Here is an 18,173-nt window from a genome sequence, read left to right on the forward strand (position 1 = left end):
GAGGATGATCGCAGTGAAAAGAAGCAACAAGCCGTTTAGCTTTCTTTTGGCCATGTTACTGGGCGTGCAGCTTTGCATGCCGTCAGCCGCTGTATTTGCAGCTGAGACCAGTGATGCCTACATTAAGGATTACAATGACGGCATGATTACCGGTTGGACCGCAGGCAAAGGAACGACAACGTTTACCGCGGATAACGGAGCAGTCAAAGCCGTTACGCAGGGGGCGGTGATCGTATACGACAAGGATTCACCGCAATACGCGGATGGCGAGTATGAAGTCAAGCTGAAGTTTAATGAGGCGCCGACGCGGTTTGGGCTGGTCTACCGTTATGTCGATAGCAGCAATTATAATGTCATCCAATACGATACGAGCAGCTGGGGCTGGGATGCCGTGAAGGCCGGCGTAGAAACCTACGGCAATATCGCTTCCACCAGTCCAGCGTTTGCAGCCGGGCAGCAATATACGTTCAAGCTGCGTTATGTGAAAGACAGCGTGGAATTGTTTGTTGACGGCACTAGCGTTCTAAGCACAAGCTTGCCGAGCGTGCCGACTGGTGCCGGCAAGATCGGACTGCGCAGCTGGTTCGCCAATAAGACGATAACCATTGATGATTTGAAGGTGACGGATGCGAAGGTAACGACTCCTGACCCTAAGCCGATTACGGTCATTGATACGCTTGCATCCGAGCAGATGACCGTCCAAATCGACAAGGAATTTCCGCGGGTGAAATCTTACGTTTGGAACAGCAGCAATGCGGAAATGAAAGGCCAGATAAACGGGTTTAATGAGATCAAAATCAATAACAAGTCCTATTTCCCTACAGCCGCCGCCTATGCGAAGAGTGCAGCAGCAGGCTCGAAAGGAGAAACGGCCGTATACGCGCTTCAAATTCCAGAGATTAACGTGGACTTGAAGGTGGCGATGGAGCTATCGCATAACGTGCTTAACTTTAACGTGGTTAGCTTGGAGGAGAAGGGCACGGTAAAGGTTAAAACGATCGAATGGCCAAATCACGATCTCGTTTCGGTTCTCGGAACACAAGCCAAGGCGCAGGAAACGGCTGCTTGGGTAACGGGCGGCTGGAATGAAATCAATGAGGAATACAAAGACCTTAAAGCAGGGGCAACCGATGTTAGCGGCGGACGCACCTATGCTTTCCTCAACACGGATCAATTAGCGGCAACAATGATCACGAACGTCGTGAACGATAACGATAAGGTTCGCGTGAAGGTGGCAACGGATGCGCAGCTTGGGACGAAGAAAGCAGCCATCTCGGGCGGTGCTTGGGTATACCGCGGCAGCGATGTGCTGGAGCCGGAGCCATTGCCATGGGCGAAAGTTATTTTGACGCCGGATGCGAACGATGACGGTCTGGTCGACTGGCAGGATGGCGCTATCGCTAATCGCGAGCACGCGGAGGTGCCGTTTGGCAGCGAGAAAATCCGCGACAATCTCTCTTATGTCAGCATGAACATTGGCTCGACGACATCCACTCCTTTCCTCCGCGCATTCGATAACGCGAAGAAAATATCGAATTTGACGGATGGATTCGGGCAGATCATTTTGTTCAAAGGGTATCAGGCCGAAGGACACGATGATTCGCATCCGGATTACGGCGGCCATATCGGCATTCGCCAGGGCGGCATCGACGATTTCAATTACGTGCTGAGCGAGGGCAAGAAATACAATATTCTCGGCGGCGTTCATATCAATGCCACGGAATATATGCTCGATGCTTACGAAACGAAGATGGAAAATATGACGCAGCCGCTCAGCAAAGGCTGGGGCTGGCTCGATCAGGCTTACTACGTAAACAAAACAAAGGATGTGGAATCCGGCGAGTTGAAGCGTCGCCTTGATATGCTCAAGAGCGACACCGGTGACAATCTATCCTTTGTATATGTAGATGTCTATTCCGGCGCGGATTACAATGCGAAGAAGCTTTCCGATTATATTAACGGCAACGGCTGGATGCTCGGAACGGAATTTGCCGGCCCGCTATTCCAGCAAGCCGCGTGGGTACACTGGGGAACGGATCCCGGTTATCCGAATCAAGGCAACAGCAGCCAAATTATCCGTTTCATGCGCAATCACGTGCTGGATGGATTTTTAACGACGCCGCTGCTTAAGGGGAACAAACAGGTTGGCGTAGGCTACTGGCAAAGCAATTCTGCATTTAACAGCTATAAGGATACGACAGCGGCATTTTTCAACCACAATTTGCCGACCAAATATATGCAGTATTTCCCGATTACAAAAATGACTGAAAACCGCGTTGAGTTTGAAAACAATGTGGTCGTAGAGCGCCGTCAAGACGCAAAAATCCATTTGAGCAAGGACGGCAATGACATAGCGATCATGACAGACAGCAGCAGCATCAGCAACAGCACGGTATTCATTCCTTGGAGCCCGGAATCGGAAGAGAAAATCTATCACTGGAATCCGGCTGGCGGGGCTACGACTTGGAAAGTGCCGGCTTCATGGAGCAATGTGCAGACGGCTCAGCTATATAAGCTGACGGACCTTGGACATGAGCCGGCGGGCAGCGTACAAGTGACAAACGGCGAGGTGACGCTAACGGCAGAGAAGGGCATCGGTTATGTCCTCTACAAAACGGCGGCTCCGGCAAATAAGGATATGCTGTGGGGCGATGGCGGCTTGGTGAAGGACCCGAGCTTCGACAGCCAAAGCTTCAATAGCTGGAGCAAATCCTCGACGGCAGCAAATACCGATCATATCCAAATTGTTAAAAACAACAATGCGGAGGATCAGCTTCAGGTAAGCGGGCCGGAGGACGCAACGATCAATCAGACGATCACCGGACTTGAGGCAGGCAAAACGTATAGCGCTTCCGTATGGGTGAAGGAAGACGGCAAACGCAAGATGCAAATCGGCGTGAAGCAAGGAGACTCCGAGGCAGTCAATTATTTGGAGGACACCGAGCACGGCTATTTGTCGCAGCAGCATAAATATTCGGGCGCCAAATTCCAACGCATTAAAGTATCGTTTGATGCGGTGAGCAGCACGGCAACTTTGTCGTTGAAGGTGGAGAAAGGCAGCGGCAACGTAGTGCTTGACGACGTGAGAATATGGGAAAACCCAACTAAAACAGATGCAGGCGCTTCCATCCTGTACGAGGATTTCGAGAATGTTGATGAGGGCTGGGGACCATTCGTTTATTCGAAAACAGGCCCAGTTCGTACCCATCTGGTCGAAAAGGGCGGCAGCCAAATTCAGAGCTATGTGCTGGATGGCAAATGGTCGCTCAAAACGAATGAAGAAGGAACGGGAGAATGGCTGCGGACGCTGCCGCACACGCTCCGGATGAAGCAGGACAATATGTATCATTTGACGATGGACTACAATTCCGACGAGCTGGATATGTACACCGTAGCTGTACGCGTTAATGAGAACGGTGTCGTGCGTGATCTCGTTACCCAAAATCTAGCGGAAGGGAAAAACAAGCTTGATCTTACGTTTGCTACGGAAGGCGCACAAAACGCATATTTAGCCATTATAAAAAACAAAACAAATAACCAAAAGGAATTAACGGGAACACTCGTCGTCGATAATATTCGCGTTGACGATGAAGGACCTATCGTACCTGTTGAAGGCGTACTCGTTACGAGTGTGACGCTTAACAAGCAAGAAATGGAATTGAATAAAGGTGAATCCGCACAAATGGTTGCGCAAGTAAAACCAGCTATCGCCTTTAATAGAACGCTGCAATGGAGCTCAAGCGATGCGGAAATCGTCTCCGTGGATCAAGCGGGCAAAGTGACCGCTCATGGCATCGGTTCGGCTACCATTACGGCAGCCTCTACCGATGGAAGCCAAATAAGCGCAGCTGTGATGATCCATGTCTATGAAGCGAATACGCTCATTCCGCAGTCGCAAATGACAGCTAGCGCATCCAGCTTCCAGCCGGGCGACGATCCGCAGAACGCGCTTGATGGCGACATCTCGACTTTATGGCATACAAAGTGGAGCCCGCCTCACCTGCCTGAATCCATTACGCTGGATCTTGGCGGAAGCTACACGATCAATCAATTTAATTACACGCCAAGAACGGGTGCGGTAAACGGCATCATTACCCGTTATAACCTGTCGGTAAGTACGGATGGCGTCAACTTCACGCAAGTTGCAAGCGGTGCTTGGACTCGTGATGAGAAGGTGAAATCCGTCAGGTTCGCGGAGACAGCAGCAACGCATGTGAAGCTGGAGGCGACGGAGGGCGTAGGCAATTTTGCCTCGGCAGCGGAGCTTCATGTGTTTAAGGTGCAGGACCCATCCGAAGTCATCGGAGCTACCGGCGTTCAGTTAGACAAGGCGGCGGTTACGCTCAAGGAAGGTGAAACGACGGAGCTTACGGCAACGGTATTGCCAGAGAATGCAACGAATAAAAAGGTAAGCTGGTCTACTAGCGACGATACGGTTGCCACGGTGGCTGCGCAAGATGGCAAAGTTGTCGTGACAGCGCTGAAGGCGGGTACAGCTGATATTGCCGTAACGACGGTAGACGGGAAATTCACGGCAACAAGCAAGGTTACGGTGCAAAAAGCGGAGGTAGAGCTGAAGCCGTCAACGATCCTGACGGGGCCGGCAAGCGTTCCGACAAAAACGGAATTTGCCGTGAAGCTTGGGCTTCGCAGCATGGAACAAACGATTTTTGCGCAGGATATTAAGCTTCAATACGACGCCGGCGTGATGGAGTACGTAGGCGCAAAATCGTTAATTACAGGTGTGAGCATCGTCGGTGACCAGCATGCAACGCCAGGCGTGCTTCGCTTCCTCGTTGCTAGTGAGGGAGCCGCGAATGCGGTCACTGGAAATGCGGATGTGCTGGAGCTCACTTTCCGCTCCAAGGATTCGGCTGGGAAAGTGATCGGTATCATTTCCGTAACTAGCGCTGACATTTCCGACGGCAATGTGGAATGGACGGCTGCTCCTTCGACGATTAGCATCGAGATTGCCGATAAGGGCATTAGCGGCGATGTTACCGGAGACGGCAAAGTAAGTATCGGCGATTTGGCGGTCATTGCAGCCCACTACGGTAAAACAACGTCCAGCACGGATTGGCAGCAAGCGAAAAAAGCGGATATTAACGGAGACGGCGTTATTGATCTGCAAGACCTTGTTATCGTCGCTAGAAAAATCGTAGAGTAAATAAATTCAACTAGGCTAGCGGCATGATGTGATTGACAGCATGATGCCGCTAGCCTTCTTTCTGCCTGCTCAAAATAAGGAATCGGGGCGATTTTTATATGAAAAAGTGGATGAGTATCATCGGTATTGCCAGCCTGATATTTTGTTCCATACCTCTGCAGTCAATCGGGGCAGCGGAAGCAGCAGTGAATGCTAAGCCTAAAGTCATACCAAGCTTGCAGGAGTGGACGGGCGGAAGCGGCTCCTACGCGATAACAGACCGTTCACGCATTGTTTTACAGTCCGCGGGCTGCAACTGCAATCTATCAGCGGCTGCGAAAGTGTTCCAAGACGATCTGAAAGAGGTGACTGGCAGAAATATTTCGATTGTCAGTGATCAGCCAGCCTCAAGCGGTGACTTCGTTCTTGCGGCAAACAGCGCGAGAGATGAATCGGTTGGTGACGAAGGTTATACGTTTGAGGTTGGCGATTACGTGAAAATAAAAGCGAACACGATGAAGGGCGTTTTTTACGGAACGAGAACAGCGCTGCAAATTTTGGAGCAGGACCCGTTGAAGACGAGCATCGTGAAAGGAATCGCGAAGGACTTTCCTAAATACCAGGAACGCGGCTTCATGCTGGACGTCGCACGTAAATTTTTTCCGATGAGCGATCTGAAGGAATATGCCAAAATGATGTCCTACTACAAGCTGAATGATTTCCAGCTTCATCTTAATGATAACGAGATCTTCTCCGATACCAGCAGGCTGAACTGGACTAAATACTCTGCGTTCCGTTTGGAAAGCGCCAAATACCCGGAGCTGACCGCTAAGGACGGGCACTATACGAAGCAGGATTTCCGCGAGCTTCAGGATCTGGCAGGCGTTCGCGGTCTCAATATTACGCCTGAATTCGAATCGCCTAGCCATGCGCTCGCCTTAACGAAGGTTAGACCGGATCTCGTGAAAAATAATTTGCCTGTCGACCATTTGGATATTACACGCCCGGAAACGATCGATTTTGTCAAAGACGTCATGGATGAATATTTGGACGATCAATGGTTCGATAGCAAAGAAATTCATTTTGGCGCCGACGAGTTTGATCGGAATGATAAAACGACCTTTGAGTTTTATAGGCAATACCTCAATCAAATGAACGCGTATTTGAAGAGCAAAGGGAAAGTGTCCCGCATGTGGGGCAGCTTGTCGTTATTCACCGGAACGACGCCAGTCGACAAGGACATCATTACCCACATTTGGAACAATGGCTGGCAAAATCCAGCCGATTCAGTCGCACAGGGCTTTAAGGTCATCAATACGCTGGACGGTTACCTGTACATGGTGCCAAAGGCGGGTTATTACCGCGATTACTTGGATACGAATTGGCTCTATAACAATTGGGAGCCAACCTACTTCGGGAACAATCTCCGTTTGCAAGACGGGGAGCCTAACCTGCTCGGCGGCATGTTCGCGGTGTGGAACGATCTGCTTGGCAAGAAAGTAAGCGCGGCGGATGTCCATGACCGGGTGGCGCAGGCGATGCCGGTGATGGCGGAAAAAATGTGGAGAGGGCAATCTAGCGATTCTACTTATGCCGAGTTCAAGCAGCTTAGCGATCAGCTAGGCATTGGGCCTGGAAACGATCTGTTCCATGAGGTGGATTCGGCTGGTAAGACGGTCGTTCACTATTCCTTTGAAGAGGGGAATGAATCGGCAGCGGATCAATCCGGCAATGCATACAATGGCACGCTCAAAGGCGCGGAGCGGACGAATGAAGGGAAGCTGGGCAAAGGGGTTAAGTTTAACGAGAAGACGGATCGGATCGAGACTGGCCTGACGGTTAAAGGTTTCCCTTGGACGGCGGCTGCTTGGGTAAAGCTTGCTGACAGCTCGTCATCGGATGAAGCGATTTTCACGGAATCGGAGTACGGCATGCTGAAGCTGAAGCAAAAAGGCAGCGCAAATGCGGGCTTCTCGCGCGAAGGCTATGATTTCGCCTTCAATGCCCCTATTCCAACGGGACGCTGGGTGCATGTCGCTTTCCGTGGCGATTTGAAGGGAACTTCCTTATTTATTGACGGTGAGCTTAAAAGTACCGTATCCGAAACGACGCTGCTGCCTGCAGCCGCCATCGGCAGCAAGACGGGCTCCTTCCTAGGAGCTTTGGATGAATTCAAAATCTATGACCGCGTTCTAACGGGGAAAGAGATTGGCGAGGAAGCAGGCTCACCTCCATGGACCGTCAACGCTGCGGCTCATAAGACGGCAACGGCTTCTTCCGTAGAAGTAAGTTCCTTTCCAGCAAACCTGGCATTCGATGAGGATGAATCAAAGACCTCGCGCTGGTCCTCGAAGTATACGGATAATGAATGGATTTATGTGGACTTGGGGCAAACCCTCGACATTGGCAAGGTCATTCTCAAATGGGAATCATCCTACGCCAAAGGCTACAAGCTACAAGTCTCGGATGACGCGCAGGCGTGGCGTGACGTTTATTCGACTGGGGCAGGCATCGGCGGAGTGGAGATCGTTCGATTCCCAGCGGAAAACGCACGATATGTGCGAATGCTGGGTACGAAGCGGATCGGCCAATACGGCTATTCCTTATACGAATTTGAGGTTTATCCGGCGAATCCGAATGATCCTGTTCCGGTTCCGGTGCCTGTGCGCTATAAGCAAAATTTCGAAGAGAACGCGCTGGACGGCTGGAAACATGCGATCGGTGCCGGCGTCGGCAGCATGTCCCTTGTGGACGATCCGGGGAATGCAGGGCAGCATTCGCTAAAGCTCACTGCAAATAACGTCAGCAACGTGTTTGTGGATGAAAATGCTCCGGCGATTCAGAACGGCGAAATTGAATTCAAAGTGACTCCGCAGAGCGATGTCATTCGCGCGGGCATTATTTTCCGGTATGCGAATGAAGGCTCATGGGCTTCGGTTGGCTTTGACCAGCGCAGCTGGTACTGGGTGAACGCGCAGGACAGCTACGGGGCGATGACCTCCGAACAAGGGGCCATGCTGCGAAAAGGCGAAACGGCAACCGTTAAGGTCAAGTTCGAGGGGAGCTTTATTACGCTGATCGTGAATGGCACGACCTATTATGAAGGCGTTCTGCCTAATCTCCCAGTTGAAGCGGGCAAGATGGGTGCTCGGGTATTCGGTTCAACGACAGCTGTTTTTGACGACTTCCAGTTTAAAAATAATGTTGCCGAAGTTGCGGTAACCGGCGTTAAAGTGGATAAACCGTCGATTCAATTGAAAAAAGGGGAAACGGCTGAGCTTGTTGCGACTGTGCTCCCGGGAAGCGCGACGAACAAAAAAGCGGTATGGGCGAGCAGCGATGAGGCTGTGGCTAAGGTTGAACTCGTGAATGGCAAAACAATCGTTACGGCGATTGGAGCGGGCAATGCCGATATGACGGTCACGACCGAATCTGGCGGATTTACGGCTGTTAGCAAAGTGACGGTTGTACCAAATACGGAAGCTTTATCTACGTCAATCTCGGCTCCGAGCAAGGTAACGTACGGTGAGCCGTTCAAAGTCAGCGTAGGTCTCCGAAGTGTAACCGAGTCTGTCTATGCGCAGGACATTACGATTCGGTATGATGCCAATCTTATGGCATTTAAATCAGCTGAATCGCTGATCGAAGGCGTTGCTCTATTGGAGGTCAAGCAGGGAGCGGGTTCCGTGCGGCTGCTGATGGCGAGCCGAGGGGCAGAGCATGGCATAACGGGAGATTCGCTGATCGCGGAGCTGGCCTTTACGGCTAAGAAGCTGGATCAGCCTTTAATCGGGACGATTGCCGTGTCTGACGCATGGATGGGCACCGACAGCGGAGAAGAATTCAAAGCCGCTGCATCCTCTGCCGAGATTGGCTTCGAGAATCAGGAACCAGGACTGCCGGGAGACATGAACGGAGATAACAAAGTCAGCATTGGCGACCTTGCTATCGTCGCGGCGAGCTATGGAAAAACATCGGCCGATTCGGATTGGGAGCAAGCGAAGCGGGCAGATGTGAACAAAGACGGCATCGTTGACATTCAAGATCTTGCGTTTGTCGCTCAAAAAATGTTGGAGTAGTTCATTAACCGAATGGGGGAGATTATGTGGCCATTTTCAAATACCGCTGGGGTTTTGCGTTTGCTTTTATCGCCATGCTGGCGGCAACGCTCTTATTGTTAAATCCGCATGCCGTCAAGGCTGCCGCTGTAGGAAAGATTACGAGCTTTGAAAAAACGGATGACAAGACGTTCACGATCACCTCTGGCAGCGACAAGGTCAAAGTTATTTTCCTTAAAGAGGATATGGTGCGCCTATGGCTCGGAGTCGGAGGCCAGTTCACCGAGTTGAAAGGGAAAACGTCAGCTAAACCCGCTGAGCCAATCGTCATCAAGGAGGACTTTGGACCAGTCGCGGTGACATGGTCCGATGAGGGCGCTTATTACAAAATGGAGTCGGGCAAATTCGTATTGCGCGCTTATAAGAATCCTTTAAAGTTCGCTATGTACAAAAAGGATAACGCGACGCTCGTATGGGAGGAAGCGAGCGGATTAACCTACAATGACTCGTCTACAACGCAAAAGCTCGTTCGCGGCGATGATGAATATTTTTATGGCGGCGGGATGCAAAACGGTTTTTTCTCGCACCGCGGCCAAAAAATTGACATCGCGAACAAATACGGCAACTGGGGAAGCGGCACCGTGTCGAACCCATCCCCATTTTACCTCAGTACAGCCGGGTATGGCGTGCTGCGCAATACATTCCAAACCGGAACGTACGATTTCGATAATGTCCTTTCATTGACGCATAACGAGAGCCGCTTTGATGCTTATTATTTCTACGGCGATACGATGAAGGATATTTTGAACGGCTATACCGATCTGACGGGCAAGCCGAGCTTGATCCCAAGATGGGGGATGGGCTTTGGCGATGCGAATTGTTACAACCGAGCGCCTGGAACGACGATTGACGTCGTAGACAAGGTTGCCAAAGCGTATCGGGACCATGACATGCCTGGCGCATGGATTTTGCCAAATGACGGTTATGGCTGCGGCTATACGAATCTAGGCGACACGGTGGATGAGCTGCAAAAGCTAGGTTTTTATACGGGCTTATGGACGCAAAACGGCGTTGATCAAATCGCGCATGAGGTTGGCGTGGACGGAACGAGGCTAGCCAAGCTTGACGTGGCTTGGGTCGGTCCTGGCTATGACTTTGCCTTAAACGGAAGCAAACAGGCGTATCAAGGCATTGAAAACAACTCAGACGCTAGGGGCTATGTCTGGTCCGTCGGCGGCTGGGCGGGGACGCAGCGGTATTCCACCGTATGGTCAGGCGATCAATCTGGTGATTGGGAGTATATTCGGTTCCACATTCCAACGCTGATTGGCGCGGGGCTCTCCGGCATCCCTTATGCCACGGGCGATGTGGACGGCATCTTTGGCGGAAGCGCCAAGACGTACGTGCGGGATTTGCAGTGGAAGACGTTCACGCCGATTCTAATGAGCATGTCCGGCTGGGCCTCTAAAGACAAACAGCCATGGGTTTGGGGCGAGCCTTACACGAGCTACAATCGGGACGCTTTGAAATTAAGAGAGCGTCTGACCCCTTATTTCTACACCTATTTAAATGAAGCATATGAATCAGGCGCACCGCTTGTCAGAGGCATGATTTATGAATATCCGAACGATCCGAATGCAAAAGGGCTGCTCACGCAGTACCAATTCATGTCTGGCGATTCGTTTCTGGTAGCTCCCGTATATTCGGACACTTCGAGCAGAAACGGCATCTATTTGCCAAGAGGCAAATGGGTGGATTACTGGACTGGCGAAGCGCATTACGGCTCCAAAATGCTGGACGAATACAAGGCGCCGCTTAACCGTCTGCCGCTTCTGGTCAAAGCCGGCGCGATTATACCGATGTACCCGGAATCGCTCTATGACGGGCAAGTTCCGGCAAATCCGATCACGTATGATGTGTATCCTTACGGAACGTCAAGCTTTGAGCTGTATGAGGATGACGGCGTGACCAAGGAGCATCGCAGCGGCAAGTTTGTCAAAACGGTCATTACCTCAATCGCGCCGGAACAAGGAACAGGTGATTTAGTCATTCAAGTCGGAGCTAGCGTGGGCGATTATAACGGCAAGTTAGCCTCGCGCACGAATCAATTTATGATTCATATGCCGAATAAGCCGACTGCCGTTACCGTTGATGCATCTGGCTCCGCGGAGCTTGCAACAAAGGCAGCATGGGATGCTTCAACAAGCGGCTGGTATTACGATGCGCAGGATAAAGGAGGCATCTTATATGTGAAAACATTGGATATGCCTACGAATGCCGCATTTGAATTGAAGGTGTCAGGCTTCGCAGCCGATACGACGCCGCTGCTGGATACGGTCGTTATTGAACTGCCAACGACGGATACCGATCCAAGCAAAATTCCGCAGGACGATATGATTGCAACCGCAACTAGCGCGGATGCAGCTGCCCCTGCATCAAACGTGATTGACGGCAATTTCGAATCGATTTGGAGCACCGCGCTAAACGGTAGCGCTGCATTGCCGCAGTCGATTACGCTCCATTTAGGATTCAAGCAGTATGTGAATAAAATTAAATATTTGCCAAGGCAGTACGGAGGCACAGACGGAATGATTACAGATTACAACGTGTACGTTAGCTTGGACGGCACAAATTATACGAAGGTAAGCAGCGGGCAATGGAACGCCGATAAGCTGGAGAAGGTGGATACGTTTGATACTGCTGAGGCGCTCTTTGTTAAATTGGAGGCGACTGCTGGCGTAGGCAACCTCGCTTCTGCGGCGGAAATAAACGTGTACCGGGATCTGTTGATGCCGGCGCCGACTGCTATCGAGAAAAAGCTGATGAAGGCTACAGCTGTGAGCTTCCAATCCGGCAGCGAAGCATCCAAAGCGATCGACGGAGATTCCAATTCCGTATGGCATACAAAGTGGGACGGATCCGACAAATTGCCGCAATCGATCATCCTTGATCTTGGCAAGGCGTATGAGATCAGCCAGTTCCGCTATGCTCCGCGCAAGGATGCCGGAAACGGAACGATTACCTCTTACAACCTATACGTCAGCACAGACGGACAAACGTATAACAATATTTCTAGCGGCACGTGGATTCGAAATAATGTGAAAAAATATATTTCCTTTGATCCCGTATCGGCTCGTTATGTGAAGCTGGAAGCGGTCGCTGCGCTTGGCGGCTTCGCGTCTGCTTCGGAGCTGGACGTATATGAAGCGCCGAAAGGGGCGCCGGAGCTTCAGCTTATCTCCGAAGGCAAGGCTGCAACAGCCGATAGCGAGGATCCATTGTTCCCGGCAGCTGGAGGAAATGATGGAAACCCGGCTACAAGATGGTCAGCAAACGATGCGTCTGCAAACCATACATGGACCGTTGATTTGGGAGGCATGTACTCGATTCAATCCTCGGAGGTTTCCTTCGAGCATAGCGACAAGCTTTATAAATACAAGATTGAAGTGAGAGAGGCCGGCAGCACGAATTGGATTACGGTCGTAGACCGTTCTAGCAATGCTACCATTGGCGCGGTGCTGAAGGATAACTTTGGCAGCCAAGGCAGATACGCAAAAATTACGGTAACCGGACTGCCGGATGCGGTTGCGAAAGCGAGCTTCTCGGAGTTTAAATTATTCGGCATTCCGTTAGGCGGGGGACAGAAGCCTACTGGCGTTTCACTCGATAAGGCATCTCTTGCGCTGAATGTTTTGGATGAGCCGGTTACTTTGATCGCAAGCGTAGAGCCTGATGGCGCTGCGAACAAATCGGTAACATGGGCAAGCAGCAACCCGGGCATAGCAGAGGTTGACAGCAAAGGCAAAGTGACGCCGAAGGGACAGGGCAAGGCGACGATTACGGTTACGACTGTAGAGGGAGGCTTTACGGCTGTAAGCGAAGTGACGGTAATTGGCCAGACGGAGCTCGTGGAGATTCCGGCAAGCCAAATGAGCGCTACGGCAACAAGCTCGCAAACCGGCACAAACGATCCGAAGTTTGCGCTTGACGGAGATCCGGATACGCACTGGCATACGAAATGGTTCAACGTTGATCCGCTGCCGCAATCGATTACCGTAAATTTAGGCGGCACGTTCAAGGTCAGCAAGCTTGGTTATTTGCCAAGGCCGGATGCGGCTAACGGAACGATTACCGGCTATAACGTGTACACAAGCATGGATGGCGAAACGTTTACGAAGGCAACGAGCGGCGCATGGCTCAGAAATAATGCGCTGAAGGAAGCGAATTTCAAGCCGGTCGACGCTGCTTACGTGAAGCTGGAAGCCGTTCAAGGAGTAGGCGAATTTGCTTCGGCAGCCGAGCTTTCGGTATTCCAAGTGAAGAAAACCGCCACGGAGCCGCAGTCCCAATTGTCAGGCAAGAGCAGCGTTCAGAGCGGCGAGTCATTTGCTATTCAATTCGGAATCAAAGCTGTGACGAGCAAGGCATATGCACAGGATATTTTCATCGACTTCGATGCCTCGGTCATGACGTTCCAATCGGCTAAGTCGTTAATCGAAGGCGTGAAGCTTATTGAAACGAAGACGGTATCGCCGGGCAAGCTGCGGATTATTCTGGCAAGCGCAGGTGCAGACCAAGCGCTGACTGGAGATGCGCAGGTGCTGGAGCTTAGCTTCAAGGCAAGCGATGTTGTGAAAGCCGTATCAGGCACGGTCGCGGTAACGGATGCGACACTCGCCGACGAGAACGGGACGGAGTCGAAGCTGAAGGCTTCTTCCATTAGCGTGGAAGTGGCTCCGGTCGTCATCGGAATTCCGGGTGACACGAACAATGACGGGAAAGTCAGCATTGGGGATCTTGCTCTGGCAGCATCCCATTATGGCAAAGATACGACAAGCCCGGATTGGGAGAAAATCAAAGGCGCTGATCTGAACGGCGACGGTAAGATCGGCATCGAGGATCTGGCAGCGATTGCTAAGAAAATACTAGAGTAAGCCATGAATGGAGGGGCTTATCCGCAGGATGATAAGCCCCTATTTGTTACAAGAGAGGAGACTCCTGACATTGAATACCGGAGCGAATAAGCTGGCTGCCAAAACGGCGCTTTTGTTGTCTGTGTTAATGACTTATTCGGTCATAGCAACGTATATCGTGCCTTCGAGGGCAAGCGCGGACGGTGCAGGTTTCGCGTCAGAGACAGCGCATACAGCAAAGCCAGAGAATAATCTGTCGCTTTGGTACGGGCAGCCTGCAACGAGCTGGGAGACGCAGGCGCTGCCGATCGGCAACGGACATATGGGCGGCATGGTGTTCGGCGGCGTCGACCAAGAGCGCATTCAGTTTAACGAAAAGACGTTATGGAGCGGCGGTCCAGGCGCTGACCCGAATTATCAATACGGGATCAAAGACGGCGCTCAAACGCATGTCGAGACGATTCGTACCTTGCTGAAGGAAGGCAAAGTCAATGAGGCAAGAGCGCTGGTTGGCCGCATAACCGGCAACATGGGCGCTAACGATTCTTCCTTTGGCGCTTACCAAGCTTTTGGAGACGTATTTCTGGATTTCAATAAGCAGGCGACCTATACGGTAACAGCCAGCTCGTCGAATCCGGCTTACGGTGAAGGGATCGAGAAGCTTACGGATGGCTCCGTAGATACGAAATGGTATTCCGGCGACGGCCAGCCGCCGTTTTGGATTAATTGGCAGTACAGCGAGGCGAAGGCGATCGCTAGTTACTCGTTCACTTCCGCGAATGATGTAGCGAATCGCGACCCGAAGGACTGGTCGCTTAAAGGCTCGAATGACGGGTTGACGTGGACGGTTCTAGACACAAGGACAAATGAACAGTTCGAGAGCCGCAAGCAAAAGAAATCATACACCTTTACGAACAGTCAGCCCTATGTCTTCTACAAGTTTGATCTTGCAAGCAAGGGCGGTACGCAAATCCAATTGTCGGAGCTTCAGCTGAATGATGGAGCGGAAGCGCCGAAAAACGTATCCGAGTACAGGCGCGAGCTTGATATTCAGGATGCGATGGCAAGAGTGACCTACAAGCAGGATGGCGTGAAGTATAAACGGGAGTATTTTTTAAGTTATCCCGACAAGGTTATGGTCATGAGATTGACGACGGAAGGGAACCGTCCGCTAAGCTTTGACGTGCGTGTAACAGGCGCGCAGCCTGCCCATTCCGTTACAGCTTCAGGAAATGACACGTTAGTCCTTAAGGGTCTGGTCCCCAGCAACAAAATGGGTTACGAAGCTCAGCTTAAGGTGAAAAACGAGGGAGGAACGCTTACCGCGGGCGGAGGAAAGATTTCGGTAGCGGGGGCGAGCGCAGTCACGATTTTGCTGACGGCCGCAACGGATTATGCGAATGATTTTCCAACCTATAAGAGCGTTATAACGCCTAAAGCGAAGGTAGAAGAGAGTATGAATGCGGCTGCATCCAAAACCTTTGACCAGCTGCGCGCAAGCCATCTTGCGGACTATCAAACGCTGTTTGACCGCGTAGAGCTGGATTTAGGCGGGGGAGAGGCTGAGCTGTCTACCGGTGAGCTGCTGAACAAATATAAAACAAATGCGACTGAGAGTGAGAAAAGAAGCCTGGAAGCGCTCTTCTTCCAATATGGGCGCTATTTGCTCATTGCCTCTTCGCGTGAAGGCTCGCTTCCGGCGAATTTGCAGGGCGTATGGAACCAGGTGAATAACCCGCCTTGGAATAGCGACTACCATACGAATATTAATGTGCAGATGAACTATTGGCCATCTGAGGCAGTAAACCTTGCGGAGACGGATATTCCTTATATCGATTACATTGATTCGCTGCGGGAGCCGGGCCGCGTAACGGCGCAAAAGCAGCATGGCATAAAGGGCGAAGGCTGGGCTATCCATACCGTAAACAACCCGTTCGGTTATACGGCTCCCGGCTCGGATTTTTATTGGGGCTGGTCGCCCGCAGCCAATGCATTTATGGTTCAGCAGGTATGGGACCACTATGCCTTCAGCGGAGATACGGATCTATTAAAAGGCAGAGTCTATGACATGATGAAAGAAACGGCGCAGTTTTGGCTGGAGTATTTGGTAGAGGATTCGGATGGCAGCTTGGTGTCGTCCCCTTCGTATTCCCCGGAGCAAGGCGACGTAGCTATCGGCGTCTCCTATGATCAGGAGCTGATCTGGCAGCTATTCACGCAGTTTATTGAAGCAAGCGAGGTTCTTGGGCTGGATAGCGGCTTGCGCGCAGAAGCAATCGAGAAAAGAAGCAAGCTGTGGATGCCGAAGGTCGGAAGCTGGGGTCAGGTACAGGAATGGAAAAATGATATCGACAATCCGAACGACCAGCACCGCCATATCTCGCATTTGATCGGCTTGTATCCGGGCACGCTCATCAATAAAGTGGATACGCCGGATTTATTCGCTGCGGCCAAAGTGACCTTAAACGCACGCGGCGACGGCGGAACAGGCTGGAGCAAAGCGAACAAAATTAATTTATGGGCGCGATTGCAGGACGGAGACCGCGCGCACAAGCTGCTCGGGGAGCAATTGAAGGGCAGCACGCTGCAAAATCTGTTTGATACGCATCCGCCGTTCCAAATCGACGGCAATTTTGGCGCGACATCGGGCATAGCGGAGATGCTGTTGCAAAGCCATACGGGAACGATCGACCTTTTGCCGGCTATGCCTTCTGCATGGGCAGCGGGAAGCGTAAAAGGCTTGGCGGCAAGAGGCGGCTTCGAGGTGGCGATGACGTGGAAGGATACAGCGCTGAAAGAAGCAACCATTACATCGAAGCAAGGCAATGAAGCGAAGGTGAAATATAAGGATTTTGTGGAGCAAGGCTCCTTCAATATCGTTCGTGCAAGAGACAACCAATCCATCCATTACGCGTTGAAGGACGGCATCGTTACTTTTGGCACAGAGGCAGGGGAGCAATACCGAATCGTATCGCATATGAAGCCGCCGATTCTGCCGGTAAAAGTAGATGATCGTGATGCGTCGGTTGTTTATTCAGGGACATGGAGCCCTTACAACGATGGCGGCGACTATAAAGGCACGGAGTCCTTTAGCAGCACGGCGGGCAGCTCTGCGGAATTGACGTTCGCAGGCACCGAGATCAAGCTAATAAGCGCGAAGCAGGCGAACCATGGCCGAATTGACGTTTATATCGATGGCGAGCTAGCGGCGGAGAACATCGATGGTTACGGGCCAGCCACGTTAAAGCAGCAGGTTTTATTCGAACGGGCGGCTCTGCCAAAAGGGTCGCACACGATAAAAGTAGTAGTGAAAGGTACCAAGAACAACGCTTCCTCCAATACGATTGGAATGATCGACGCCTTTGAGTATCTTCCTTACGACGAGGACGAAGCGCTTCCGACTGCCGAGTTAACCGGGCCAAAGTCGATTGCCAGCGGAAAAACGTTCACAGTGGGCGTTGCCCTCAAAAGCGTGACCCAGTCCGTCTATGCGCAGGATTTCCGGCTTAGCTATGACGCGGAACGATTTGATTTTGTATCTGCCGCAGCCGTTAAGGATGGCGTTCAGCTGCTAGAGACGCAGCATAACACACCAGGCACGCTCCGGTTTATTCTTGCAAGCACGGGTGCTGGAAAAGCCGTCACGGGAGATGCGAAGGTGCTGGATATTGCTTTTAAAGCGAAGGAAGTATCGGATATGGTATCGGCAAATGTATCGATTGCATCGGCTTTGCTTGGAGATGCACAGGGCAGCGAGACGAGTGTAGGCCTTGCCGTTATCGCGATTGAGGTTACGCCGGAGGTGAGGGGCAATCCGGAGGATACGAACGGCGACGGCAAAATAAGCGCCGGCGATCTTGCGATTATCGCTAAGCACTATGGCAAAAATTCGTCCAGCCCAGATTGGGCACAGGTTAAGCATGCGGATATCAATGGAGATGGCAGCATCGATCTTATCGACCTAGCTGCTGTCGCTCGGAAAATGCTGGAATAACTATTCTAGAAAACGGGGGAACCATAGGGCATCTCGCATGCTTCTCCCTTCTCTATCAAAAA

Annotated in this window: 4 protein-coding genes; all 4 read left to right on the forward strand. The window is 51.6% G+C overall.

What is annotated here, in order from left to right; all coding sequences use genetic code 11:
• Nucleotides 1-13 precede the first annotated feature (13 nt).
• The gene (locus tag A7975_RS20700; RefSeq protein ID WP_065386347.1) at nt 14-5,167 is read left to right on the forward strand and encodes an endo-alpha-N-acetylgalactosaminidase family protein; all 5,154 of its coding nucleotides are present in this window, start codon (nt 14-16) and stop codon (nt 5,165-5,167) included.
• Between the two features lie 98 nt (nt 5,168-5,265).
• Nucleotides 5,266-9,225 carry a family 20 glycosylhydrolase gene (locus A7975_RS20705; protein ID WP_065386348.1) on the forward strand — a complete coding sequence of 1,320 codons (3,960 nt, stop codon included), beginning with the start codon at nt 5,266-5,268 and terminating at the stop codon, nt 9,223-9,225.
• Nucleotides 9,226-9,251: 26 nt separating this feature from the next.
• Nucleotides 9,252-14,138 (forward strand): discoidin domain-containing protein, encoded by a 4,887-nt coding sequence (locus A7975_RS20710; RefSeq protein ID WP_065386349.1) that lies wholly within the window; start codon nt 9,252-9,254, stop codon nt 14,136-14,138.
• A gap of 70 nt (nt 14,139-14,208) precedes the next feature.
• On the forward strand, nt 14,209-18,111 hold the full coding sequence (locus tag A7975_RS20715; RefSeq protein WP_065386350.1) for a glycosyl hydrolase family 95 catalytic domain-containing protein: 3,903 nt from the start codon (nt 14,209-14,211) through the stop codon (nt 18,109-18,111).
• Nucleotides 18,112-18,173 lie beyond the last annotated feature (62 nt).

The sequence above is a fragment of the Bacillus sp. FJAT-26390 genome (assembly GCF_001682865.1).
Classification (GTDB): Bacteria; Bacillota; Bacilli; order Paenibacillales; family Paenibacillaceae; genus Pristimantibacillus.